General features: G+C 54.1%; 14 protein-coding genes. 9 read left to right on the top strand and 5 right to left on the bottom strand.

The window, feature by feature from the left end; all coding sequences use genetic code 11:
- The 5 genes from HF324_RS25390 to HF324_RS25370 all read left to right on the top strand — a co-directional run bounded on the left by HF324_RS25390 (position 1) and on the right by HF324_RS25370 (position 11,282).
- Positions 1 to 2,604 carry a glycerophosphoryl diester phosphodiesterase gene (locus HF324_RS25390; protein ID WP_258539193.1) on the top strand — a complete coding sequence of 868 codons (2,604 nt, stop codon included), beginning with the start codon at positions 1 to 3 and terminating at the stop codon, positions 2,602 to 2,604.
- A complete protein-coding gene (locus tag HF324_RS25385; protein ID WP_168861142.1) occupies positions 2,594 to 4,018 on the top strand; it encodes an SGNH/GDSL hydrolase family protein in 1,425 nt (474 codons plus the stop codon). Before HF324_RS25390 ends, HF324_RS25385 begins: the two co-directional genes overlap by 11 nt.
- 161 nt (positions 4,019 to 4,179) lie before the next feature.
- On the top strand, positions 4,180 to 6,459 hold the full coding sequence (locus HF324_RS25380; RefSeq protein WP_168861141.1) for an FAD-dependent oxidoreductase: 2,280 nt from the start codon (positions 4,180 to 4,182) through the stop codon (positions 6,457 to 6,459).
- A 333-nt stretch (positions 6,460 to 6,792) separates the two neighbouring features.
- Positions 6,793 to 9,858, top strand: coding sequence for a SusC/RagA family TonB-linked outer membrane protein (locus HF324_RS25375; RefSeq protein ID WP_168861140.1), 3,066 nt, complete (start codon positions 6,793 to 6,795; stop codon positions 9,856 to 9,858).
- Between the two features lie 20 nt (positions 9,859 to 9,878).
- On the top strand, positions 9,879 to 11,282 hold the full coding sequence (locus HF324_RS25370) for a SusD/RagB family nutrient-binding outer membrane lipoprotein (protein ID WP_168861139.1): 1,404 nt from the start codon (positions 9,879 to 9,881) through the stop codon (positions 11,280 to 11,282).
- A gap of 56 nt (positions 11,283 to 11,338) precedes the next feature.
- Here the strand turns inward: HF324_RS25370 and HF324_RS25365 are convergent, their stop codons facing one another.
- The 3 genes from HF324_RS25365 to HF324_RS25355 form a co-directional block, all read right to left on the bottom strand.
- Positions 11,339 to 14,008 (bottom strand): cation-translocating P-type ATPase, encoded by a 2,670-nt coding sequence (locus tag HF324_RS25365; RefSeq protein ID WP_168861138.1) that lies wholly within the window; start codon positions 14,006 to 14,008, stop codon positions 11,339 to 11,341.
- Positions 14,009 to 14,168: 160 nt separating this feature from the next.
- Entirely contained in the window at positions 14,169 to 14,552 is a 384-nt protein-coding gene (locus tag HF324_RS25360; RefSeq protein ID WP_168861137.1) for a 5-carboxymethyl-2-hydroxymuconate Delta-isomerase, read from the bottom strand.
- Positions 14,553 to 14,628: 76 nt separating this feature from the next.
- Positions 14,629 to 16,107 (bottom strand): T9SS type A sorting domain-containing protein, encoded by a 1,479-nt coding sequence (locus HF324_RS25355; protein ID WP_168861136.1) that lies wholly within the window; start codon positions 16,105 to 16,107, stop codon positions 14,629 to 14,631.
- A gap of 154 nt (positions 16,108 to 16,261) precedes the next feature.
- Between HF324_RS25355 and HF324_RS25350 the strand changes: the two genes are divergently transcribed.
- Genes HF324_RS25350 through HF324_RS25335 form a run of 4 tightly spaced genes read left to right on the top strand, consistent with a single transcriptional unit; the run spans position 16,262 to position 23,610 of the window.
- On the top strand, positions 16,262 to 18,472 hold the full coding sequence (locus HF324_RS25350) for a peptidase domain-containing ABC transporter (RefSeq protein WP_168861135.1): 2,211 nt from the start codon (positions 16,262 to 16,264) through the stop codon (positions 18,470 to 18,472).
- Between the two features lie 7 nt (positions 18,473 to 18,479).
- On the top strand, positions 18,480 to 21,011 hold the full coding sequence (locus HF324_RS25345; protein ID WP_168861134.1) for a lantibiotic dehydratase: 2,532 nt from the start codon (positions 18,480 to 18,482) through the stop codon (positions 21,009 to 21,011).
- Between the two features lie 3 nt (positions 21,012 to 21,014).
- Complete coding sequence (locus HF324_RS25340) at positions 21,015 to 21,878, top strand: thiopeptide-type bacteriocin biosynthesis protein (protein WP_168861133.1); 864 nt, start codon at positions 21,015 to 21,017, stop codon at positions 21,876 to 21,878.
- A complete protein-coding gene (locus tag HF324_RS25335; RefSeq protein WP_168861132.1) occupies positions 21,862 to 23,610 on the top strand; it encodes a lanthionine synthetase LanC family protein in 1,749 nt (582 codons plus the stop codon). Before HF324_RS25340 ends, HF324_RS25335 begins: the two co-directional genes overlap by 17 nt.
- A gap of 132 nt (positions 23,611 to 23,742) precedes the next feature.
- Here HF324_RS25335 and HF324_RS25330 read toward each other — a convergent pair whose 3' ends face one another.
- On the bottom strand, positions 23,743 to 23,925 hold the full coding sequence (locus HF324_RS25330; RefSeq protein WP_168861131.1) for a pinensin family lanthipeptide: 183 nt from the start codon (positions 23,923 to 23,925) through the stop codon (positions 23,743 to 23,745).
- A gap of 82 nt (positions 23,926 to 24,007) precedes the next feature.
- On the bottom strand, positions 24,008 to 26,137 hold the full coding sequence (locus tag HF324_RS25325; RefSeq protein ID WP_168861130.1) for a TonB-dependent siderophore receptor: 2,130 nt from the start codon (positions 26,135 to 26,137) through the stop codon (positions 24,008 to 24,010).
- Between the last annotated feature and the right edge of the window lie 2 nt (positions 26,138 to 26,139).

Here is a 26,139-nt window from a genome sequence, read left to right as displayed (position 1 = left end):
ATGAGAAGAATCGTATTCACCTTTATCAGCTGGATGGCAGGCATCATGCCGGTAGCGGCCCAGTCGGCCGTTGTATCGATGCACAACAGTACCCTTCGCCTGTCCTGGAAAAACGGGCCGGCCGGATGGCAGCTTGAAAATGTGGCCGTGAAACAGCAGCAGGCCTGGCGGCAGCTACCGCATGTGAGCGGAGAATATACGTTGTTGTACAGCGCAGAGAAACCGGATAGCAAACCATTATCCCTATACGATAAAACCGGAAAGAAGCTCGTGTTCCCCGAGCCACAGTACCGTTACATTATTCCGGTATGGGAATCGGCCTTGTCGCCGGTACCGATGAATACTGCGGGCACTGCACAGCATTTTTATCCATCAGCAGCCACCAGGGCAGCGGACGGCGCCCTCGTATTTACCAGCGAGAACAATACCGCCGTACTTTCCGCCACCTGGCGTTTTGATGACCGTTTTCCCGGCGATGTGTGTGTGACCATGCAGCTGCGCGCCAAAGCCGCCGGTTATTATTCGCTGGCCACACCTACGCTGGCGACCATGCAGGAGCAGGAGTTGCAGTGGGCGGGTATCCCCGGTTATTTTCAGAGCGATCGTATAGAAAGAGATTTTATCAAAGCTTATGCTTATATGCAGGGCATACCGGACAAGCCGGTGGTGCTGCGGGAGAGGACTGCCACCACGCTGGCGCCTTTTATCAGTACCCGTCAGCGGTGGACGCTGGCGGTAATACCGGCGCCCGGCATCGCCCGCGACCCCTGGGAGAAAGACAAACGCAGCAACGGCAACTGGCAGTTGGGCCTGTCGCTGATGAACAGGAAAGCGGCGCTGACACCTACCGCGTATCACCCCGTGCTGGGGGAGAAAGGCTCCTACCTGCAGCAGGGAGACACGGTGAACTTCGCTTTCCGATACAGCCTGCAGGCGGCCGACTGGTACACGGTGTATAAACATGCGGTGAACGACATCTACCGTTTTCCCGATTTCCTGTCGCTGAAACAAACCAGGCAATCGCTGACCAGCCGTATCCTCCGGATGCATCATTACCTCGTGGACGACAGCACCTCTATGTGGAAGCTGGAGAACTATAAAGGCGTGGACATCGGCGCGCAGGCCTACCTGGGCGGCGTTTATGGTTCCGAAAAAGACGCATTGAAGAATTCCGATTACGGCGCTATGTGGATGTTGTCGCACATTACGCAGGACAGCGTGCTGGCGCAGACACGTTTGCCTTATGCCCGTAATTTTAAACTGATGCAGCAGGAGCAGCAGCCGGGATTCTTCAGCGGCGCGGCCGCAGGGCAGTACTACCTGGCCAAAAGCCGGCGGTTCACCGAAGAGTGGGGCCCATATGTAGAACCCATTGCCACTACCTATTACATGATGATGGACATGGGCAATATCCTGTTGTTTAACCCGAACGACACTACGCTGCGGCGTGCGCTGCGCACGGCGGGCGACAGGCTGCTGGCCTGGATGGGGCCGGCCGGTAAATGGGCGGTGGCCTATGATCACGCTACCGGTAAACCGATGTTCACCGAAGTGGAAGACCTGCGGCCTACCTTTTACGGATTGCTGATAGCCTATAAGATTTTGGGTGATCAAAAATACCTGTCCGCCGCAAAGAAGGGCGCCGACTGGTACATTGCAAACGCTACCGCCAAAGGCTGTTTTTTGGGCGTGTGCGGCGATGCGCGGTTTGTGCCCGACTTTGCCACAGGCCAGAGCGCCGGCGCGCTGCTGGAACTCTATGAAGTGACAAAAGAAGCGCGCTACCGCACAGCGGCTATTCAGACAGCGAAGTTATACACCACCTCCGTATATACGCAACCGATACCTTCCACTCAAAAGAAGATAGTGAACGGGCGGGAGCGCGAGGACTGGGAAATCAGCCAGACCGGGCTCAGTTTTGAACATGGCGGTATTATGGGGTCTGCCAACCACCGCGGGCCGATTGCGCTGGCCAGCCATGCGGGCCTGTTTGTGCGGATGTTCGGCCTTACGCGTGATTCGTTGTTTCTCCACATGGCCCGTGCCGCCGCCTTCGGCAGGGACGCTTTTGTAGACAGCGCTACCAGCGTGGCCTCCTATTACTGGGATACCATGAACAAAGGCGCCGGTCCTTACCCGCACCATGCGTGGTGGCAGGTGGGCTGGATCACCGATTACCTGTTGTCCGAAATACAGCTGCGTTCAGCCGGCAACATCACCTTCCCGCATGGCTTCGCCACGCCGAAAGTAGGGCCGCACCAGACGTATGGTTTTGCGCCGGGCAAAGTATACGGTACCGCTGCCGATCTGTTGCTGCGGGAGAATATGTTGCAGAATGGCAGCCCTTACCTCGATTATTTCTGCGCCATCAACCGGAAAGAGCGGAAGCTTTTCCTGTTGCTGCTGAACAACAGTCATCTTCCCCTGAAAGAAACATTGCAGGTGAACTATGCGGAGGTAGTAGCCGGGAAAACGGTCCGGCCGCGGAGTGCAGCATATCTCCATGCTGACGGCCGGCAACAGGCTGCCGGCGTAACACAGGCTTTCCCGCTGGAGATAGCTCCCTACGGGCTACATGTAATTGCTATTAACTATGAACTATAAACGTTTTTCTGTGCTGCTTTGTGGCTGCCTGCTGGTGCAGGTGGCTGCGTCTTCCCAAAGCCGGGACGAAGCAGAGGAGTTGCGGCTTATTGCCGCCTCACAGGCAGGTGCTTCGTCTTTGTATTTTAATCCGGGAGATACCACCGTTCCGCTTATCAGTACGGGCGATTATAATAACAGCAACGAATGCACGGTACGGGGTGGTTTGCCGCATTTTTTTCGTAAAGCAGCAGCCGGTAAGCCGCTCACCATTGGTTTTATCGGCGGGAGCATTACACAGGGCAACCAGTGTTACCGCCGGCAGACCGCAAGGTATATACAGTCTATGTTTCCCGATGCAGTTATGAAAGGTATTAACGCCGGCGTTTCCGGAACGGGCACAGACCTGGGGGCCTGCCGCCTGTACGATCAGCTGATGCAATACCATCCTGACCTGGTGTTTGTGGAATTTGCGGTGAACGGCGCTTATGCCAGCGGCATGGAAGGCATCATCCGGCAGATCCGGAAAAAGTCGCCACAGACAGATATCTGCCTGATTTATACAGTTAACATCGGTCATACGGAAGCATATGCCGCGGGCCAGGTGCCGGAGCATATAAAGGAGCTGGAACAGCTGGCGGTGCATTATGCGTTGCCATCCATTCATCTGGGAATGGAGCCTACCCTGCTGGAGCGCGAGGGAAAGCTTTTGTGGAAAAGCGCAACAGACGTGCCCGGAAAGATCGTCTACTCCCGTGATGGCCTGCATCCCGTGATGGCAGGCGGTAATATATACGCCGCCGCTATTGCAAGAGGAATGCAAAAGATACGAAATGCCAATGCCGTAGAACCGTCTCCGTTACCCGCCCCGCTGCTGGCAGACAACTGGGAAGATGCTGGGATGTATGACCCGTTGCAAATCGCTGCTTTCAGCAGGGGCTTCAAAAAGACCGCAACGGACCAATTGCCGCTGAAGCAGTTCCGGGGCTGGTTCCCTTATGTCATGACAGCAGAGCGGCCGGGCGCCTCCTTCACCTTTCATTTCACCGGCACCATGTTCGGCATCTTCGATATCGGCGGTCCGGAAATGGGTCAACTGGAAGCGGTGGTGGATGGCAAGCCTATGAAACTGGTCAGCCGCGCGCCCAAAGGGACGCGGTTCCTGGGCGAGGCCGTGGCGGCGGACAGCAGCGGCAGCTATACCATCAACCGGTTCAATAATTTTTGTAATAACCGTTATCGCGGGCAGTATGAGATGATCATCCTGCCGGCGGGCAAACACACCGTCACTTTACGCCTGTCGGCCGAAAAGGCAGATAAACGCGCGATACTGGGCAGTACGCAGCTGGAAGATATTACCCGTCATCCGGAGAAATATGACCGTACCGTCGTCTACATCGGCAAAATTTTATTGCGGGGAAAACCCGGCAGGTGAGGCGCCTGTTTGGATGCGCAAACCCCGGTGCAGCTTGTTGGGAACATTCCCGGCAAATGGGAATGTTCCCGGTATTTTTTGTGGCCGCAACGCTTGCCGTTGCCGGGCACAGGTTGTTAATTTGACGACTTGCACTCTACTAAAACTATAACTGAAGAATCATGATTACATCCGGAACAACAGGAGACCGTGCTTTTCCCGAAGTGAACATCAATGCAGACCTGGTGATCACCGGCGGCGGACTGTCGGGCGTATGCGGCGCCATCACCGCCGCCCGGCAGGGACTCAAAGTAGTGCTGGTACAGGACCGTCCCGTACTGGGCGGTAACGCCAGCAGCGAAGTCCGCTTGTGGATACTGGGCGCCACCTCCCATATGGGCAATAACAACCGCTGGGCACGCGAAGGCGGCCTGGTCAACGAAATACTGGTGGAGAATACCTTCCGCAACCCGGAAAGCAACCCCATTATTTTTGATATGATCCTGCTGGACAAAGTCACACAGGAACCCAACATCACCCTGTTACTCAATACCGCCGTATATGCGGTGGAGAAAAAAGACGAAGGAACGATTGGCGCGCTCAAAGCTTTTTGCAGCCAGAACCAGACGACCTATACGTTAACAGCGCCGCTGTTTTGCGACGCCTCCGGCGACGGCATCGTAGGTTTTCTGGCCGGCGCCGCCTTCCGCATGGGTGCTGAAAGCAGTGATGAATTCGGAGAGAAATTCGCGCCTTCTGCCGAATACGGCGAGTTGCTGGGCCACTCCCTTTATTTCTACAGTAAAGATACCGGCCGGCCGGTGAAGTACATCCCGCCTGCTTTTGCGCTGAAAGACATTACCACTATCCCCCGCTTTAAATCTTTTAACGCCGGTGACTTCGGTTGTAAGCTGTGGTGGATAGAATATGGCGGACGGCTGGACACCGTGCACGATACCGAGACAATAAAATGGGAGCTGTGGAAGATCGTATATGGCGTATGGGACTACATCAAAAATTCCGGCAATTTCCCGGAAGCGGAAACCCTCACCCTGGAATGGGTAGGCATGATTCCCGGTAAAAGAGAGAGCCGCCGTTTTGAAGGCGATTATATGATGGTGCAGCAGGATATCATCGAACAACGCACGCATCCCGATGCGGTGGCTTTTGGCGGATGGTCAGTTGACCTGCATCCGGCCGACGGTGTCTTCAGTGAAAAGCCCGGCTGCAACCAGTGGCACAGCAAAGGCATCTACCAGATACCTTACCGCAGTTTATACAGCCGTAATATCCGTAACCTGTTCCTCGGCGGCCGTATCATCAGCGCGTCGCATGTGGCTTTTGCCTCTACCCGCGTGATGGCCACGGCGGCCTATGCCACACAGGCGGCGGCTATGGCGGCAGTTATCTGTAAAGAGCAGGGCGTGCTGCCCGCCGGTGTTTTTCACAAGGGGATGGTGCCGTTACTGCAAAAGAGATTGCAGCAAACCGGTCAGCATATCCCGGGTCTTGCGCTGCAGGATACGGATGACCTGGTGCAAACCGCTGCTATCAAAGCTTCCAGCGAGATGGTGTTCACCGGTTTCCCCGGCGCCGCTTTCCCGCAGCCGCTGCAGTTGTCTGTAGCGCAATTGCTGCCGCTACCGGAAGGTGAGATCGCACCGATAGTGTTTCATGCAGATGCTGCCGAAGATACCACGCTGGAAGTGGAACTGCGCATCAGCAGCAGGAAAGGCAGCCATACCCCGGACGTTACCCTGGAGAAACAAAACATCGCTATACATCCGGGAAGGAATTGTATCCGGCTGCCTTTTACCGCAGCGCTGCAAGACGCCAGCTATGCGTTTATCATCTTCCATAAAAATCCATTGGTGCAACTGCACCGCACGGCTAACAGGCTTACCGGGGTGCTGTCTGTTTTTAACACGGTGAACAAAGCTGTTTCCAACTACGGTAAACAAACGCCCCCTGAAGATATCGGGATGGAAGCTTTCGAATTCTGGTGCCCGCAACGGCGTCCTGAAGGTTACAACATCGATCTGAAATATGAAACCGGTATCCGGTTGTTTGGCGCGGAAAATATCCGTAACGGAACAGACCGGCCGGTGAGCGCTCCCAATGCCTGGGTAGCCGACTGGGCGGACACTGCTCCGCAATTAACACTCCGTTGGAAAGCTCCCGTGACGATCGGGCATATCGACCTGTTCTTCGATGCAGATTATGATCATCCGATGGAATCGGTACTGATGACGCACCCTGAAACAGTGATGCCTTTCTGTGTACGGAATTACCGGATCAAAGATGCCGCAGGAAAGGTACTTGCGGAGGTGAAAGGCAACTATCAGACCCATAACCGGTTGCGGCTGCCCCAGCCGGTGCATACCGACGAACTGGTGCTGGAGATGGAACACCCTTCCGCGGACGTGCCGGCAGCCGTTTTTGCGGTACGTTGCTATAAATGACCTTGCATAACATCATAGCCTGCGGCAACCAGGCTATGATGTTATCCTATTTTGCCGTAGCTTGATTAGTTAATTGTATTGTTTGTTTCCTGTAACCCTTGTCTGCACATTGTTTGAAGTATAATTATTGTTTTTTCGCGTTTAACAGCCATGTTAATTTTAGTAAAGAAGTGGTTAAATATAATGTAATCACCTACCCCGATGTGACCTAATTTCAACCCATTATCAGAAGACTGAAAATATAGCTATTGCGCCGGGAGGATATCAACCATAAATCGCTTACAAGCACCGGCTGGCTTACAGCCGGCTGATCATTCCATCAATATAATACTTATGAAAAGACAATTTTTGATAGCAGTCATGCTGCTATTGGCGCTTTCCGTTGCCTATGCGCAAGCCCCGTTCATCTCGGGTAAAATTACCAGTAAGGATGGTGCGCCGGTCCCGGGGGCTTCTGTCCGCGTTAAAGGCGCCAGTACCGGCGCAGCCGCTGCGGCCGACGGCTCCTTCCGTATTGCCGCCAAAGAAGGCGATGTGCTGCTGGTGACAGCTATCGGTTACAACACATCAGAAATCAAAGTAACAAAAGATGCGACAGTAAATGTCGTGCTGGACGAAAACTCACGCCAGATCAACGAAGTGCTGGTAACGGCATTAGGCATCAAACGGGACAAACGGATGCTCACCTACAGCGTGGAAGAAGTGAAAGGCGCGTCACTGGTGGAAGCCAAACAGGATAACGTGGTGAACGCCATCTCCGGTAAAGTTGCCGGCGTGCAGATCACCAACTCCAGCGGCGTGCCGGGCAGCTCCGCCAGGATCGTGATACGCGGCGCCACTTCACTTGTAGGCAACAACCAGGCGCTGTTTGTGATCGACGGCGTACCGATGGACAACGGCGAGGCCGGCAATCCCAACGGCTCCATGTATTCCGGCGGTACTGTCAACCGCGGCGGTGACATCGACCCTAATATCGTAGAGAGCATCACCGTGCTGAAAGGCGCTGCTGCCACAGCGTTGTATGGCTCCGCTGCCGCAAGGGGCGCCGTGCTCATCACCACCAAAAATGGCAGCGGTAAAAGTCAACAGGGAAAACCGAACCTTTCCTTCAGCAGCAGCTATTCCTTTCAGAACCCCATCCTGCCAAAGTTCCAGGACAAATTCGCGCAAGGTACCGGTGGTAAATACATCGATGGAAATAACGGCGGTATCAGCTCCTCCTCATGGGGACCGGCTATCGACACCCTGAAAGTAAACGGCCAGCCCGTAAAAAAACATGATCCCGCTAAAGAATTTTTCAGAACAGGGCATACCAGCGATAACAATATTAACGTATCCGGCTATACGGACCGGTCCAATTATATGGTGTCCTATTCATACCTGAAGACGAATGGCACCATCCCCAACACCGATTACAGCCGGCATTCATTGTTTGTAAAATATGGTGTGAAATTGCTGGACAACCTGCAGTTATCCACACAGTTCAACTATATCCAGTCAGACAACCATCGCTACCTGGAGGGTAACAACTTCGTAAACCCGCTGTGGACCGTGTACGGAGCGCCTATCTCCTGGGACCCGCATCCTGCGGTGAATGAAGACGGGTCGCAGCGTTTGTTCCGCGCGGCGCGTAACAATGCCTACTGGGTACTGGATAATACCGGCCTGCGCGACCGTAACAACCGTATCATCCCTGTGGTAACCCTCGCCTATACGCCTTTGTCATGGCTGACGATCACGGAAAGAGCAGGAGCCGATATGTATGTGACCACCACCGATTATCATGAAGCGCCCGGCGCTATTGGCTGGGGCAACAACGGCGCCACGCCCGTCACCGGCCAGATGTACAAGCGTGACCTCAAAAGCCAGCAGTTTAACCACGACCTGATGCTGGAAGCCAGGAAGGAATTTAACAATGACCTTTTTGGCAGCCTGTTGCTCGGTAACAACATCCTCGTGAACTATAACGACAATAGCTTTGTACAGGGGGTGGGTATCTCTGTGGAAAAACTGTACAACATCACCAACTTCTCCGAAGTAACTTCCAGTTATGGCTACTACAGGACGCGCAAGGTAGGATTCTATGCACAGGCCAACCTGGAATATAAACGCATGCTTACCCTTGCGCTCACCGGCCGTTACGACGGTAGCTCCGTGCTCTCCAAAGACAACCAGTTTTATCCCTATGGATCGGCCAGCGCAGGTTTTGTGTTCACTGAAGCCCTCAGGATGGGGGATAACCCGGTGTTTAACTTTGGTAAGGTGAGAGTGTCTTATTCCGCTGTGGGTAATGACAACGTAGGCCCTTATTCGCTCAGTAATCCTTTTTACCGCGCATCGCCGGGCGTTACTTTCCCGTTCAACGGTCAGAACGGATATACGCTCACCAGCACTTACGGCTTCCCGCTGCGCAACGAAAAACTGAAAGAGTTTGAAGTGGGGTTGGAGACTAAGTTCTTCCGTAACAGGGCTTCCCTGGAGGTATCCTACTTTGCTAAAAAAAGCACCGATCTGCTGACGCCCGGTTCCCCGGTATCTCCCGCCACCGGTTTCACCGGCGCTTCGCTGAACGCAGGTTCCATGCAGAATAAAGGCGTGGAGGTGACGTTGGGCGTTACCCCGGTGAAAACAGCCAGCCTTACCTGGAACATCAACGTGAACTATACCAAAATTACCAACAAGGTACTGAACCTGGCCGACGGGGTGAACTATATCCAGTTCGCAGGTTTTACCAGCCCGGGTATCTTTGCCTATGCCAACCAGCCCTATGGCGTGATCTATGGCAACTATTACCTGCGTAATGAAAACAACCAGCTGATCATTGATGATAAAGGATATCCTATCATCAGCACCGCGCTGGGACCTATCGGTAATGCCACTCCGAAATGGCTGGGCGGCGTTTCCAGCTCCCTGAACTACAAAGGGCTTACTTTCTCTTTTGTGCTGGACCATCGTCATGGTGGCGATGTGATCAACCTCGACAATTCCTATCTGTTTTTCTATGGCACCGCCAAGGCCACGGAGAACAGGGGCACTACCGTAGTGTTGCCCGGCGTGCGTCAGTCTACCAACAAGGAGAACGATATTCCTATCGTACTGGATGAGAATTACTACAAGGAGTCTTATTCCAAGGTGAGCGAGAGCAGTGTGGAAGACGGTTCTTTCCTGAAGTTGCGGCAGGTGGCCCTTAGTTATGATCTGGCCTCCGGTTTGTTAAGGAAGAAAGGTTTCCGCTCGCTGGTATTATCTGTTACCGGCACCAACTTCATCCTGCATAAGAACTATACCGGCTCTGACCCGGAGGTGAGCCTCGACGGCTCCGGCAACGGTCAGGGTTTCTCCAACTTCAACGTGCCTTCCAACCGCAGCGTAGTGGTAGGGTTGAAAGTATCCTTTTAATGATCTCTAAAGCTAACTACATGAAAATAACAAGAACACTCGCCCTTATGGGTTGTGCAGTGCTCCTGAATACCGGATGCAAGAAATTCCTGGATATCAATGACGATCCCAATAATCCGCTGACCGTAAAGGAGTCGCTGATGTTGTCTCCGGTGGAAGTGGCTACTGCGAGCCTCGTGACGGGTGGTACCAGTACTAACGTCACCGCCTATTGGATGCAGCAGTTGTCGCTGAACCAGCAGGCGCCCAACCTGGAGTCTTACTATATTACCAATGTGGATGTGAACAACACCTGGAGTTATTCCTTATACACCACGGTATTTCAGAACCTCCGGGTGATGATGGACCAGGCCGCAGCGGAGAAACGTTACCAGTATGTGGCTATCGGCAAAACGTTGTTCGCCTACAACCTGGCCATCACTACCGATTTGTGGAACAACATCCCTTATTCCGAAGCATTCCGCATGCCGCAGGTCACCAAGCCGAAATACGATAGCCAGGAATCGGTGTACAACGTTATTCAGCAGATGCTTGACAGTGCGTTGTATTACATGGACCAGACACCGTCCAAAGTGGCGCCCGGCGAGGATGATTTTATCTACAAGGGAGATATGGCGCAATGGAAGAAGCTTGTCTATACCCTGAAAGCCCGTTATGCGCTACGTTTGAGCAAAGCGCCCGGTCATACTGCGGGTAAACAGGCAGACGATGCGCTGGCGGCGCTGGCCAAAGGTTTCGGCGGTAATGCCGACAATGCCTTTGTGCCTTATCCGGGTACCGGCACCGGTTCCAATCCGTGGTACTGGAATACAGGAGAGGCTTCCGGTGGTGTAGTGCTGGGGCAATCATTTGTGGATTCGCTGAAATCCCGGCAGGACCCGAGGTTACCGGTCATCGCGACCAAAAACAAAGCGGGGGAATACATGGGCCGTAATGTCAATGACGCTCCTGTGCCCGATCCTGAAATGCTGTCTGCGGTCAACAGTTTCTACGCCGGTGCGGGCGCTAACCTGTACCTGGCCACCTATAGCGAGGCGTTGTTCCTGAAGGCGGAGGCCACCTTCATCAAACAGGGGGCTGCTGCTGCCGGGCCCATCTACAAAGCCGCTATTGCTGCGCATATGTCGATGCTGGGCGTTCAGCCGGCAGCGCAGCAGACGTACATTGCATCACGACCGGCGCTTACTGCGGCCAATGCCATACAACAGATCATAAGCGAAAAATTTGTGGCTAATTTCCTGTCACCCGAAGCGTACAACGACTGGCGGCGCACAGGATATCCGCAGCTGAAGCCATATACCGGCAACACTGCGAAAGGCATTCCGAGAAGATGGCCGTATCCCGCCATCGAAGAACTGACAAATCCACAACCGGACCAAAAGGCAACCATCAACGATCGTGTCTGGTGGGATACGAATAACTAGAAGGAAAAAATGACAGGGCCGGCTCTTTAGCCGGCCTTTTCTATTCAGAGCAACGACTATAATATCCAACGCATCCTTTTGGCCCATTGTATCAGCATAAGAGAGCATAGCGCTGCAATAACGGCCACTATCCAGTCTTTCCAGTTCATAAAGGAGATATTCAGCGCTCTACGGAAGATGGGCACCCACCAGGACACCAGCGTAAGTGCCATACAGCAGATGATGGCATACCATACGTATTTGTTGGTGAATACAGAAGATTTGAAAAATCCGGTATGAACACCGAATGACATGTTCAGCACATGCGTTACCTGGGCGAATGCCAATGTATAAAAAAGCATATTGTTGGCGTGACCGGTTGAAGGAGGGGTGCCTGATGACAGCAGGTAATAGTTGATATAGACAGCGCTGATGGTTGTCAGGGTCATAATAGATGCATAGGTGAAAATGGCGATCCATCTTTTCCTGTCTATAATAGGCGTTTGGGAGGCATAAGGTTTGCGCTGCATAATAAACGGAGAGGCTTTTGTCATACCGAGAGCGAGTGCAGGCAGAACATCTGTGATCAGGTTAATATAGAGTATTTGCAGTGGAAACAACTGGAACGGCAGGTTTAAAAGGGAGGCGGTGGCAATGATCACCAGTTCGCTCAGGTTGCCTGATAGCAGATAGACCACAAACCGGCGAATGTTGGTGAAGATGGTCCTTCCTTGCCTGATGGCAGAGACGATAGAAGAGAAAGCGTCGTCTGTCAGGATCATATCTGCCACTTCCTGGGCCACCTGCGTGCCTCGCCGGCCCATGGCGATACCGATGTCAGCTTTTGTCAGCGCGGGGGCATCATTAACGCCGTCGCCTGTCATGCCGACGATCATTTTTTGTTCCTGGTAAAGGCGGACAAGGTCCAGCTTCTGTTCCGGCGTTACCCTGGCGAAGACAGTGGCATGCAACCATTTTTCTTTTTCGGCGATGGTGAGGTCAGCATAGGGTTTCATCGCATCTCCATGGATGATGTCTTGTTCGCTGTCCGGCAATCCCACCTGCCGTGCCACCTCGCGGGCCGTAGCGGGATGGTCGCCGGTAACCATTACTACCCTGATTCCTGCCGACCGGCATTCGCTGATGGCGGAAACAACCTCCGGGCGTACCGGGTCCAAAAATCCGGCTATACCGGCCAGCGTCAGCCCCGAGAGGAGGTCGGCAGAACTATCATGACTTTCCTTAAACGCAAAGGCCAATGTACGAAGTCCCGAAGCCGCCATTTTTTCGGCTGTTTTCAGCCAGTGGTTTTTCCGGTCAGGCGTGAGCTTTTCAGGTGTTCCGTCTTCCAGTACAGTGTCGCAACGGTTGATCAACGCTTCCATGGCTCCTTTTACGGCCACGTAATAGCCGTTTTCTTTTTTGTGTAGCGTGGCCATCACCCGGAGGTCGGATGAAAAAGGAATTTCGTCGGTTTTCGGATATTGATGACGAAGACTCCTGATATCCGTATTGGCGGAAGCCATTTTTAGTAAACTGATCTCAAGCGGATCACCGGTTGGCGTTCCCGGAGAATTGGCATCGCCGGTATCCAGTGATGCTGTGTTGCATAGCACGGCAATCTGTTGCAGCTGTAAATATGCCGGGTGCGGGAACAGCAGGGAGTGATGCTGAATGCCGGTGGGGGCCTCCATACCTGGCAATTGTACACAGGCGACTTCCATCTGGTTCTCGGTGAGCGTCCCGGTCTTGTCAGTGCAGATAACATTGGTGCTGCCCAATGTTTCTACCAGCGAAAGCCTTTTGGCCAGTATATGTTGTCTTGCCATACGCATCATTCCCAGTGCGAGCGCCATAGTGGCCACCACGGGCAGGCCCTCGGGGATGGCTGCCACGGATAGTGCGATGGATGTCTGTAATATGCTAAACAGCGGTTTCCCCTGAAGCCAGCCGGCCAAAAAAATAAAAGCCATCAATATCAGCGTAATCAGGACCAGCTTTTTGCTGAAAGCCTGTAATTTCTTTTCCAGGGGAGAAGCCTCCGGCTGGACCTGCCGGATCATGCCGGCAATTTTACCCAGTTCGGTTGACATTCCGGTTTGGACTGCCAGTCCATAACCGTTTCCCCTGGTTACAAAGCTGCCTTTAAAGAGCATGTTGGTCCGGTCGGGAACGATGGTAAGTAATGGAAGCACCTCCGTATCTTTTTCTACCGGTAACGACTCTCCGGTCAGGGACGATTCATCGCACTGTAATTGAAAACAGCTGATCAGCCGTAAGTCAGCACCCACCATGTCGCCTCCTTCCACAAAAAGTATATCTCCAGGCACTACCTGTTCCGCAGGGATGGAAATAATGCTGCCATTTCGGAGTACACGGGCATGTATCGCCGTCATTTTTTTCAAAGCGCGTATTGCCCGTGCCGCCTGGAACTCCATGACAAATCCTACCGTGGTATTGAGTACCAGTACCAATAAAATGGCGATTCCGTCCAGCCATTCCTCAAAGAAAAAAGAAAAGGCAGCCGCCAGCGCCAGGAGTAAAGCAAAAGGACTAACGAACTGGCGCACGAAGATGGTTAAAGGGCTGACGGATTGGCCGGTATGAATGGTATTATGCCCGAAGGTGGTGAGACGGCTGGCGGCTTCCGCAGAGGAAAGCCCGCTGCCGGCGTTGCTCTGCAGCTGGTCAAGCAACGCGGCAGCGGTGGAAGCCCATGGGTTTTTTATATCATCGATAGTCACCATCCGGACAATGTTTTATCAAATAAACAGATAAGTGTTATACTATGTTTACAGACAACAAAGCCAGTCTAAGAGGCAGCCGTTTATATGCTGGCAGCGGGAAACTGTTTCGGATATCGCTTTCCAGGGCCGGATGGAACTTTACAATGAAACATGGCGATTGTTACTTCGAAAAGAACCGGTCGCCCGTCGTATTGCGCGGGTCAATCAGCGATCTGTTACTATAAGTGGCTTTCTCAAAGCGGTCGATGTTGATCGACAGAAACGAAACATCGGGCAGGAGCGGCGCCAGTTGCCGGGTGATCACCTTGGCGAGGTTTGCTTCTTCCTGCGTGGTGCGCCCGCTCATAATACTGCCAAAGATGTGCAGGAAGCTGTCTTTTCCTGTTCCCAGCCGGTACAGTTCGTAGGGGTGTAACCGTACTTTAATATCGTTTTCCGCGAAAAGGCCGGTCGACTCCGCGGCCCGGTAGACGGTCTCCATGATAACTTCCGCCGGTTGCATGTCCAGTACGTTTTTGGAACATTCTATCACAAAATGAGGCATATGCAGATACGTTAATTGGACATCAAATTTAATGATAACCTGTTAATTGCCGGGTTTATTATTTCATGACCAGCATCTATCTGGAAAGTATCACTTTGTAAGTATGGACCTTGTGGTCTTTCGTTGTTAATGTGATCATATATACGCCGTTGGCCAGCGATGACGGCAGTTCGAAAGTCTTTACGTTTAGCCGTGTCCGGTATACCTCCATGCCGTAAGCGTTTTTTACTGCTACGGTTGCATCGTTTATGATGTCATCATCTCCAATACTGATCCTGCCGGTAGTCGGGTTGGGGTACAACACCGTTGCGGCGGGTGCTGGTAGCAGGCCCGCTTTGGGTGCGGCCGTAAGTGACGGGGCCACCTGGCATCGCAGGCAATTATCCGCGTACCAGCTTTTGATAGTGCGGAATGATTGCACCTTTTTATACACGATCATTTCATCAATTTCCGCCTGGTTGAGCGAGACTTTGATATGACCGTCCGGCGGGGGAACGGCGCGGGGTTCCAGGGGAACGGCCACCTCCACACCATTGATAAATAAGCGCATGGGGTTTGCGGGCGCCGGCATGGTAGTAACAACATACAGGTTCAATCCTGCGGGATTAGCCACGGGAGAGGTCTTGCAGCCCAGCCCGGATTTACAGACGGTTACAGCATCAGCGGTGAGCGTAATGGACAACGGTGGTATTTCCACATGGACTTTGGGTGTTTCATTACAGAAAGATTGCCGGTCGATGCGTGCCCAGAACCCTACCGTGCCGGTGTCGCCCAGGCTCCAGGGGGCCGCTGTGTGCTGCAGCGTATTTTCAAGGCAGGGTATTACGCTGAGGCCCAGCCGCCCGCAAAGCATATGGTTTTTATAGGAGGGCAGCAGGGTACTGGTGAGGTCCTTGCCGGAAATAAGGTCTTTACTATCGCCGTCAAATGAATAATAGAGTATCTCTCCCGCAAAATGCGGTACGTAACAGAGTGAGAAGTCGCCGTAGGTCTGATCGGCAAAATACACCCGCAGTTCATCGCTGATGTCCGCCAATCCGCCATTTAGCGTTATCCTGACACGGTCGTAAGGTTTCGATGTAATAAACTCCAGCTCTCCTTTGGTGGAGTCTTCATAGATTTTTAACATGCGGGCGTCTACCGGGCGGGCGTCGTTGTTGGACGTATCGCCGGAGAAGGTTTCCACATATACCTGGCCCAGCAGGCGGACAGACAGGCCGGTGTGGCCGGTGCCGATGCCGATGCTCAGTTTGGTGAACCGGTCGATGGTCCGGTGTCGAAAAATCAATGTTTGCTGGATGCTGCCTAACACCGACAGGCCTATTTTGAAGGCGGAGTAGTCCTGTGTGTTGTTGCCGACGGCTTTCTCCGGGTTTTCTACTGCACAACCAAGGCAGATGCCCGATATCTGGTGTGTTTCGCTGACGGCGAATTCTCTGTAGATGGGAATCGACAGTTGTGCGTGGGCGTCGGGAACCGGGATGCAGGCAAAGAAAAATAGTAACAGGGAAAATGCCGCCCATAGGCGATGACAGGATCGTAGGGGGTAATTCATAGTGCTTATTTTGAGGGTAAGCGGATTGATTGTTTCCCGAAGATACAAATTAAGGCGGATACTGTCCGGCAGCTGTTTACCTGATATTGCGGTATATTATTTCTTTGTTTTTTGAAACATTGTTGCAATTATTAATTATCTTTAAATTGCAACAATGTTTCAAAAAGTGTTCAGGAAAGAAGTTTTCCCTTTTTACCGGCAGTCAGACGCCATGGACTGTGGCCCTACCTGCCTGAAGATGATAGCGGCGCATCATGGCCGCGTGTACCCGTTGCAGTATCTCCGCAATGCCTGCCGTATATCGCGGCAGGGCGTCACCTTTGCGGACATGATGGCGGCGGCAGAGCAGCTGGGATTTAAGACATTGCCGGCAGAACTGCCGTTTACAGTGCTGGCGAAGAAAGCGCCGTTGCCCTGCATACTTCACTGGAACAAGCAACATTTTGTGGTGCTGTACCGCATCACGGAAACAGCGGTATATGTCGCCGATCCGGCATTGGGGCGGCAAAGCCGGTATTCGCTGCCGGAATTTATGGCTGCCTGGCAGCTGGACCCTGGCTCGGGTTATGGCCGCGCGCTCTTCCTGGAGCCTACTGCTGCATTTTATGCCGCGCCGGAAGTGGCGGAAACAAAAGCCTCGCTACAGGCGCTGTGGCCTTATCTGCGCGCGCACCGTAAGCGTCTTTCGCCGGTGTTAATGACACTGCTGCTGGCCAGCGGCTTCGCTCTGCTAACGCCGCTGCTGACGCAGGCCATTGTGGACAAAGGCATTCAAAACAGGCAGATTTCCCTGATACTGTTGATCTGTGCCGGCCAGCTGGCGTTGTTCCTGGGCCGCATGTTGTCGGAGTTTGTCCGTGCACGCCTGCTGCTGCGAATAGGCGCCCGCGTTAGCACAGCCATGCTGAAAGCTTTCCTGCATAAGCTCCTGCGGCTGCCGCTTTCTTTTTTTGATAACCGGCAGGCAGGGGATAACATGCAGCGGGTGACCGACAACCAGCGGGTGGAGGACTTCCTCACCACTTCACTGGTCAGCTTTGTATTGTCGGTCGTTACTATACTGGTACTGGGTGTGCTGCTGTTGTATTACCACTGGCAGGTATTTGTATTGTTTATGCTGGGCGGAGCCGCGGGCATATGGTGGAACCATGCTTTCCGGGAACGCCGCGGCCGGCTGGACCAGAAGCGTTTCGGCGTGCTGGCGGCCAACCAGGACATGCTGCTGGAAATGTTCGGCGCCATGCAGGAAATAAAGCTCACCGGCAGCGAGGCCCGGAAGACACGCCAGTGGGAAGACATCCAGGAGCAGGCGATCACGGTAAAGCTGGAAAGCCTCCGGCTGGACCAGCTGGTGCAGGGCGTATCGTCGTTTATCAACGAAACCCGCAATGTACTGGTGACCTGCTTTGCCGCGGTGCTGGTGGTCAACGGTCAGCTGACGCTGGGCGCTATGCTGGCGGTGACTTACACCTGCGGCCAGCTGAGTGCGCCGGTAGCGCAGCTGACAGATTTTATCCGCGCCATGCAGAACACCCGCTTCAGCCTGCGACGGATGGCGGAAGTGCACCAGGAAGCTGATGAAGATACGCCTCAACTGCAGCATCTCGCCGGCGACGCAGTCACCGGAAAGGATATACGCTTACAGAACGTCTCGTTCCGTTACGGCCACCGGCATTCGCCCCTGGTACTGCGCCATGTCAACCTGCTGATCCCTGCCGGCAAAGTAACGGCCATCGTCGGGATGAGCGGCAGCGGCAAAACCACCCTGCTGAAATTGCTGCTGAAGTTTTATCCGCCGCAGGAAGGAGATATATTACTGGAAGATACCTCCCTGCAGGACTTTTCCGCGGAGTCGTGGCGACGGCACTGCGGCGTGGTAATGCAGGACGGCTACGTGTTCCGCGATACGATTGCCGGCAATGTGTTCGCCGGCGATACAGAAAAGAATTACGAGCGCCTCTATGAAGCCTGCAGGATGGCCTGCATACACGATTTCTTTGCATCACTGCCTTTCGGCTATGAAACCCTGATCGGAAAAGACGGCTACGGCCTCAGCGAAGGACAGGTGCAAAGGCTGCTGCTGGCGCGCCTTATTTACCGCAACCCTTCCATCGTGTTGCTCGATGAAGCCACTAATTCCCTCGACGCCCACAACGAACGCGCCATCCTGCGCAACCTCGAACAGTTTTTTACCGGCAAGACCGTCGTGGTGGTGGCGCATCGCCTCAGTACCGTTAAACATGCAGACCAGATACTGGTGATGGACAAGGGCGCTATCGTGGAAAGCGGCACCCATGCCGGGCTGTCTGCCAGCCGGGGCGCTTACTATCAATTGGTAAAAAACCAGCTGGAGCTGGGTAAATAAATGCTACATGACATTGAAAGTTTTCCCTTACGCACTGGTCCGCTATGCTGCGATGCCTTTCCCGGCACTTAAAGCACTGGAGATAACGGAGACGGACGCCTGCCTGGCCGCCGCGGATATAGCGGCAGGGGACCTCCGGCAACAGCAGGAATACCTCTGTGAGCTGTTGTTTCAGGCGATACAGTCCGCCCCTGACGACAATACCCGGCAACTGCTGATACGCTGGAAGCGTGCGGTATATAACGGCCGGAAGCCCCCGGAAGAAACAGTAGCATCCCTGTCAGCGCCAATGCTGCGCTACCGTGAATCCCTGGCACAACAGCAAGCGGACCGTGAGACATGGCAGGTGTTTTACGACCGGCAGCTCCAGCAGCACCGGCGGCAGTTGCAGGCATGGTCGGGAGAGGAGGCGCTGCGGAAAGGGATACTGCTTTCCAGTCCTGTGCTCTATGGACAATTGGATCATTTTGCGCAGGCAGACGCGGCTGCCTTCAAAGCGCGGGAACTGAAAAATGAGTATAGCCTGCTCCGTTATATTACCCGGATGGCGGCGAAAACATCGCCTTTCAGTACGTTTACCTATACGGGCGTCAGCACGATGAAAACAGCCCCTGACACCGTACCGGCGATCGTCAGCAACATCCGGCTGAACAACAGTTTGTTTACCTACCTCCGCAGCCTGTTGGTCCACCATCCGGTGCTGAATGAACTGATGACGGTCACCCTGAATGACACCGTCACCACCGATGAAACGCACCTGCATTTCCTGGTGAACTATTTTAATGTAGAAGCCTTTCAGCGCCTGCCGGCGCGGAGTGTGGCGCTATGGTTGTACCAGCGGCTGAAAGCGCCGGCAACACTGGCATCTCTCATCGATACGCTGGCTGGCGAGATGCCGGGCGTTGCGCGTGAGCAGATCAAAACGTTTTTGCTGAAGCTGTCTGCCACCGGCCTGCTGGAGCTGGGCATCGGCTGCTCCGGTATCGATCCGGAATGGGACAGTGCGCTGATGGATTTCCTTTCTGACAATATGCAACAGCATCCGTCGGTAAAGGCACTAAGGGAGCTGCTGCAAATGCTGCAGGTGAACCGCCGCTTTTATGCCGCCGCCGATGCGGCTACGCGTGCGCCGCTGCTGGAGACGTCCGCCGCAGCGCTTAATGCAGTGCTGCTTCAGTTGAAAACGGAGGCAGCGTTGCCGGATAGTGCCACCACACCTGCCGCTGACGCACCTTTTGAAGTGCATCATTTTGCACCGAGAAATTTTCAGCCGGCTGATATTTTTTATGAAGACACCAGCACGTCATCCGTGAGCGTGCTGCCAGAGGAGGTGCAGGCATTGACAGAAAAGGCGGAGCGCTTTTGTACGTTACTGGCAAAGGGGGACCTGTTGCAGGAAGAGCGTGACCGTATGCGTGACTTTTTCCTGGAACAGTACGATGCCGCTCAGCAGCCGGCGGTGACGGACTTCTATCACGCTTATTATCTCCGCGTGAAAAAACAGCAGCCGGACACGGGAGGGCCAACGGTCATGGATATACCGGAAACGATGCAGCTTACCGTGAAGCCCGGCGCAGTCAACATCACAGGGCTACCTGCGGTGTCAACAGCGCCGCTCTCCCGGGGTATGTTCGTGCAGCTCTTTTATCCGGATACAGCAGCGCCGCTCATGGGTGTTGTCAATGCCTTCCTGCCCGGCATGGGCAAAGTAGCCGGCAGGTTCCTGCATCTGTTCAGTCCTGCGGTGACCGACACTTTCCGTTCATGGAACACCGCTTTGTATCCGGAGCACCTGATGATAGAGCTGAATGATGGCTCCGTCTTTAACGCCAACATACATCCGCCGTTGCTGGCGAACGAAATCACTATCCCGGGCGGCAGCAATAACTACCCCGCAGGAAAACGTATATCCCTCAAGGATATCGTGGTGCAGTATGACCAGGCATCCCACCGGTTGGGATTACGGCATACCGTGAGCGGTAAACCGGTGTATACGTTCGACCTTTGCCTCGAGTCTTTTTATAACCGTTCTCATTTCTACCGGCTGCTGGCACATTTTAACCCGGAAACAAGGGTGCCGCTGCGAAGCTTTATTGCTGCGGCGGACAGCCGGTACAGTTCGCTGCATGCCGCCCCCGGACCGGTACAGCTGCTACCCCGCATCGTTTTTGAAGACCGGCTCGTATTGAGAAGGAAAGGCTGGCTGGTCAGCACAGCGGCCGTCCCTGTACCTGTCAACGCAGAAACCGATGCAGCATATTTTCTGCGGTTACAGCGCTGGAGGATAGCAGAAGGGCTGCCCCAGCAGGTGTTCGTTTTCCTGAAATCACCCTATATACAGGTAGCTGCAAAGAAAGGGCAATTGCACCGGGATGACTATAAGCCGCAATACATCAGCTTCGTGCAGCCATTGCTGGCAGCCGTTTTCAGGAAGATGCTCAGCCGGGCGGGAGAGCAGGTTTACCTCGAAGAAGTATTGCCGGACGCTTCGCAGCATGGCACAGTTACCGAACATATGCTTCACTGGTATCAATATTAACCTATGCAACGTAACTGGTTATCTGTACACCTTTTTCATGCCGGTGACCTTAACCGGCTGCTGCAACTGCTGGTCGGCCCCGTGGTGCAGCAGGCGGGATGTCCCTGTTTCTTTATCCGTTACTGGGAAGGCGGGCCGCATATACGCTTACGGTTACACGTAGCACAGGATAGGCTGACTGAAGTCAGGCGGCTGCTGGAAAGTGCTGCGCAAGTTTATTTTACAGCATATCCTTCCTGCCGGGAGGAGGAAGCCCGGCCGGCGCAGCAGCTGCTGCCTAATGATACCTGGCAATACGTTCCTTACGTACCGGAGACCGGCCGCTACGGCAACGAACAAACGATGCCGCTGGCGGAACGACAGTTTGGTTTTTCTTCTGCCTGGGTACTGGCGGAAATCAATCAGATCAATCCTTCCAATGCCCTGATGCAGGCCATCAGGCTGAACCTGGCGACCCTGCAGGCATTGCAGGAAACGCCGGAACAGACGCTGGACATCTGCCACCGCTTTATACAGGGGTGGCTGCCGCGGTTGTATCATCCGCAGCAGGACAAAGCGCAGCAACAGGCTTATTTCCTGCAGCGCATGGAAGAGCGCTTTGCTTTTTATGCCCCGGCACTGACCAGCGCAGCAACAGCACTATGGAACGGAAACATGCCGCCGGCATTGCAGGCTTTTGCCGCCGGCAACAGCCACGTCTTTACGCAATACCGCCGGCTCGGCTTTCAGCAGGAACAGCTGGGCGCTATCACCGGCAGCTTTCTGCATATGGGGCATAACCGCCTCGGCGTAGCCAACCACGATGAAGCCTATATCATGTATTTCACCCGTAAATGCCTTGAACATATCTATGGAATCCCCGGATAAACTGCTCCTGGACACGGAACTGCGCCGCATAGCGGCAGCGGTGCTGCCCGCCCTGCAACCAGACGTTATCGCTGCAAAGACGGACCTGTTCAACGGCAGCGGTGGCGTCATCCTCTTTTATTTAAGATTATATGAACACTACAAGGAACAGCATTACCTGGATGTGAGTATAACGGCGGCGGATACCCTGTTATACCATCCGGAGATAACGCAGCAACAGTATTATACCTTCTGCACCGGCGCCACCGGTTTGCTGTACCTGTGTGTTAAACTGTACGAGGCCACCGGGCGGCGGCGTTACCTGGACCGTGCCATCGCGCTGACGGCCCATTTTAAAGAGGGGATACAGCAGCGGGTGCAGCAGGACGACTGGTTGAGCGGCCATGCCGGGAACATTTTTGTGCTGACTTACCTGTATGCACATACGCAGGAGGGAAGCCTCCTGCCGCTGCTCCGCTCACTAACAGACACGTTGATACAACAGGCGAGGGTGGCGCCGGAAGGCCTGCGATGGGGGCATGTGAAAATGAGTTTCGACAGCCTGACAGGGTTCTCGCACGGCGCCTCGGGCATGGCCTACGCATGGATGCAGGTAGCTGCTTACTTCCGCGACGAGGGGTTGCAATACCTGGCCGGGCAGGCGCTGGATTATGAAATGCAGTATTACGACCCTACGGCGCGTAACTGGCTGGACCTGCGGCTGACCAATACCTGTATCGGGCGGGAAAATTTTTTTCACTGGGATATCCACCGTTTCCGGGAAGATGCCGCTGCCACCAATACATGGGCGCATGGTGCCGCGGGCGCGGGGATAGCCCGGTTGTTGGCTTATAAAATGCTACCACGCGCCGAATGGCGGGTACAGTTACAGGACGCCGTAGAACGTTCGCTGGAAGATGCACAGCAACTGAAGCGGGGCGACTTTACGCTTTGCAGTGGCTACGGCGGCATTGTGTTTTTCCTGCTACAGGCGGCGGAAGCGCTGCAGCAACCAGATTTACAGCAAGCCGCACAAATACTGGCCTTGCAGGCAGTCCGTTATTATCACACCTATGGAACCTATAACAGCTACGTGCCAACGATGATGCAGGACGCCGGGCTGTTCTCCGGACTGTCGGGCGTTGGGTATATGCTGGCATCGCTACTGATGCCCTTCCGGGACGATTCGGTGTTACATCCCGTGATCCCTGCCGGCAGGCAGGTACCACCTTTGTATGCTGCCGGAGAAGTAAAACGACGGCTGTTCCTGAAGTATTATCCGCATACCATGCGGCTGCTAATGGCCACCGGGTGGACATTGCCGGACGTGCCGGGTATTGGTATGCTGGAAACGATGCTGCAAAAAGCGGTGGCCGCCCTGCCTGAAGAACACCGGCGGCAGGCGGCAGATGCTTTTGCTTTTGAGCAACAGCGTACCGCTCTCTGGAAAGAACACCGGGGACTGTTATACTATACCAGGAGGAACGAATTTACCGGAGGTATGCCGGAGGCCACAGCGGAAGCGTTGCTGCGGATGAAGTGGGTAGTGATGGAGCAGGTGCGGCTGTGCCGTACGCACTGGCAATGGGACCAGCAGGAGCTGGCTTCAGCAGCAGGGGAGTACTGTTATTTAATGCAAAACCACGCATACGGCGTGGCGGTTTTTCCCGTGGGAAAACTAACTGCCGCGATCTTTGATCATTTTCAGGGGGATATACGCTGGAGGAAACATTGGTACGGTGTTTCAATGTAGCCGACCGGCAACAGGCCGTCACGATGCTTGTGGCGCAAACACTTTCGCTGTTGCGGCAGGGTTTCATTAAGCCTGTATTATGAAAGGGAGATACTGATCAGTATCTCCCTTTTACTTTCCGTTCGTATACCATTAGCAGATGATGGTAGTGCACAGGTGGTGCTCATCATCTGTCTGCAGGGTATGCGTAGGGTGGCTCTGGCCTGCCAGCCCGCCGGCGAGGCGCATGTTCATTTCGTTGTCGAGGCTTGTAACGAAGCTGTCGATTTTCAGATCGTCGATGTTCAGCTGGAGATTGTTGGATTGCTCTTTCATAAAATAGTGTTTTTTGATAGTTAATGCCTACTGTTACGGGGTTTCGGCTTATCCCCTTATTGCGCGCAAATATTTTGTTGGCCTACAGTCTCACGCCCGCGAAGGCTTTGAATGAAAGCGGCGCTCCTTCTATGTAGTAGTAGCTTTTTACGCCTTCATGGATGGAGCCGACGAGAATGTCGCCACTGGAGAAATATCTTTTGTTGGTGAGGTTGTCTGCTATAACCCTTACATACCAGCGGCCGGCATCCCAGGCAATGCCGGCGTCCAGTTTCGTATAGCCTTTCAGGTATACGTCCGGCGTATAGGTGGCGGTGCGGGTAACGGTACTCTGTCCGGCGCTGATACGCAGCCTTGCCTGCTTCACCGGGATGCTGTACTGCAGCCAGGTGTTGATCATCTGCTCGGGGGTGAAAGCGAGGCGGGTGCCTTCGTTTTCCGGGCGGCTGTCTTTGCTGGTGATGGCATACGTATAGGCGTAATTGGCAGATACGGTGAAGCGGTCGGACAGCCTTCCGATGATGTCCGCCTCTACGCCCGTACTGGTGGCCTGTCCTATCTGCCGGCTGAAGCCGGGATGTTGCAGGTCGGATACCAGCAGGTTGTTTTTGATGATGTGATAACCGGCCAGCGTGGTGATCAGCTTACGCTGGAACCATTCGCGTTTGACGCCTGCTTCGAAGCTGTTGCCCCGTAAAGGTTTGAAATTATCGCCCGCAAAGTCGGCGCCTGACTGGGGAATGAATGACTGGTCGTAGATGGCATATACGCTGGTATTTTCACCAAACAGACGGGTAATGCCCAGCCGCGGGGAAAAAGCGGTTTCATTTCGTAACGGTGTCTTTGCATTGGTGGTAACGGGCATGTTAAAGGTAAAACGCCCGCCATAGTTAAAGAGCCAGTTTTGATGTACACGGGTGGTATTGTAGACAAAGGCCGACCACCAGTTGTTTTCGCGGAGGATCAGCCTTGGCTTGCCCAGTGCTTTTACGCTGTCTTTAGGCAGACCGTACTGCGGGTGGTTGCGGTCAAAGGCAAACGTGTACTGACCGTATGCCACGGAGAACTCGTCCTTGCTGTAGTTGTAGTCTATGCCCGCTACCAGCTGATGGCTTACCGCGCGGCCCGTGTTAAAAGAGCCGTTGACGTACGCCTGCGCTGCGATCACGCGGCCGGTGACCTCGCTGTTTTGGGCCAGGCGCCGGGTAGTGTTGGTTTCGTCGAAATTCACCGGGGAATAGTTGTCCGAAAGCAGTGACCACGCAACGCTGGGCGTCACGGTATATTTCGACTGTACCGTCATCTTCCAGCGGCTGTTGAACCGGTGGGAGAACAATAGCCTGGCGCTTTGCGACATCGTGTAGGACTGTGGCAGATTAGGATCGCCGGCGTAGTTGTTGCCGATGCGGTGTTTCAGTACATCTGCATCCGTACCGACCTGGGTAACGCTGCTGCCGCCGTCGGCGGCCATGCGGATAAGATTGTATTCTGCCAGCAGGAAAGTACCGGGCTTAAAGTTATATTGTACAGACGGCGAAGCAATGTATTTACGCGTTTTGATAAAATCCTGGAAGCTCTGTTGCTGTTGATAGGCGGCATTGATACGATACGAGAATCCTTTTGCCTGTACCGCGCTGCCCACGTCGGCGGATACACGCAGCAGGCCGAAACTGCCGCCAGCCACTTCTACCTGCCGGGTACGCTGCGGTCCGGGCGTTTTGGTGGTGATGTTGATGCTGCCGCCCGGTTCTCCGGAGGAGAGCAGGAAACCGGCCGGACCTTTGATGAAATCCACTCTTTCTATCATGGCGGCATCGTCGATCAGCGCGCCCATGGTGCTGCGCTGGGGCATGCCGTTCACATAGGTGACGGCGCCGAAGCCACGTACCATAATGGTCGTGGACGCGTCGAAGACGGAACTGTTATACCCCATTTTGATGCCGCTGGCATTGCGGGCGATGTCTTTCATCTCCAGGCCGCCTTGTTCGCGGATCAGCTCACCGGGCACACTGGTGATATTTTGCGGCGTCTCCAGCAGCCGGCCTTCCAGCCGTAAAGCAGGCGCCATACTGTCTGCTTTCATCGTCTTCTTTTTATCCAGCACAATGACTTCCTGCAGCCGTTGTTTCCGGAGGCTGTCGGTTTGGTGCTGGCCATAGCTATACAGGGAGATCGCACTAAAACCTATCAATGCGGGTAATGTTTTATACATGT

The sequence above is a fragment of the Chitinophaga oryzae genome, assembly GCF_012516375.2.
In the GTDB taxonomy this organism is placed as follows: Bacteria; Bacteroidota; Bacteroidia; order Chitinophagales; family Chitinophagaceae; genus Chitinophaga; species Chitinophaga oryzae.
The sequence above is the reverse complement of the archived record's forward strand: the minus strand, read 5'-3'. Positions and strand labels throughout refer to the sequence as shown.

Coding starts and splice junctions, on each gene's coding strand:
- HF324_RS25340 (WP_168861133.1), top strand. CDS start 21,015: ATGCAACGTAACTGGTTATCTGTACACCTTTTTCATGCCGGTGACCTT.
- HF324_RS25335 (WP_168861132.1), top strand. CDS start 21,862: ATGGAATCCCCGGATAAACTGCTCCTGGACACGGAACTGCGCCGCATA.
- HF324_RS25390 (WP_258539193.1), top strand. CDS start 1: ATGAGAAGAATCGTATTCACCTTTATCAGCTGGATGGCAGGCATCATG.
- HF324_RS25330 (WP_168861131.1), bottom strand. CDS start 23,925: ATGAAAGAGCAATCCAACAATCTCCAGCTGAACATCGACGATCTGAAA.
- HF324_RS25375 (WP_168861140.1), top strand. CDS start 6,793: ATGAAAAGACAATTTTTGATAGCAGTCATGCTGCTATTGGCGCTTTCC.
- HF324_RS25360 (WP_168861137.1), bottom strand. CDS start 14,552: ATGCCTCATTTTGTGATAGAATGTTCCAAAAACGTACTGGACATGCAA.
- HF324_RS25385 (WP_168861142.1), top strand. CDS start 2,594: ATGAACTATAAACGTTTTTCTGTGCTGCTTTGTGGCTGCCTGCTGGTG.
- HF324_RS25370 (WP_168861139.1), top strand. CDS start 9,879: ATGAAAATAACAAGAACACTCGCCCTTATGGGTTGTGCAGTGCTCCTG.
- HF324_RS25355 (WP_168861136.1), bottom strand. CDS start 16,107: ATGAATTACCCCCTACGATCCTGTCATCGCCTATGGGCGGCATTTTCC.
- HF324_RS25350 (WP_168861135.1), top strand. CDS start 16,262: ATGTTTCAAAAAGTGTTCAGGAAAGAAGTTTTCCCTTTTTACCGGCAG.
- HF324_RS25380 (WP_168861141.1), top strand. CDS start 4,180: ATGATTACATCCGGAACAACAGGAGACCGTGCTTTTCCCGAAGTGAAC.
- HF324_RS25365 (WP_168861138.1), bottom strand. CDS start 14,008: ATGGTGACTATCGATGATATAAAAAACCCATGGGCTTCCACCGCTGCC.
- HF324_RS25325 (WP_168861130.1), bottom strand. CDS start 26,137: ATGTATAAAACATTACCCGCATTGATAGGTTTTAGTGCGATCTCCCTG.
- HF324_RS25345 (WP_168861134.1), top strand. CDS start 18,480: ATGACATTGAAAGTTTTCCCTTACGCACTGGTCCGCTATGCTGCGATG.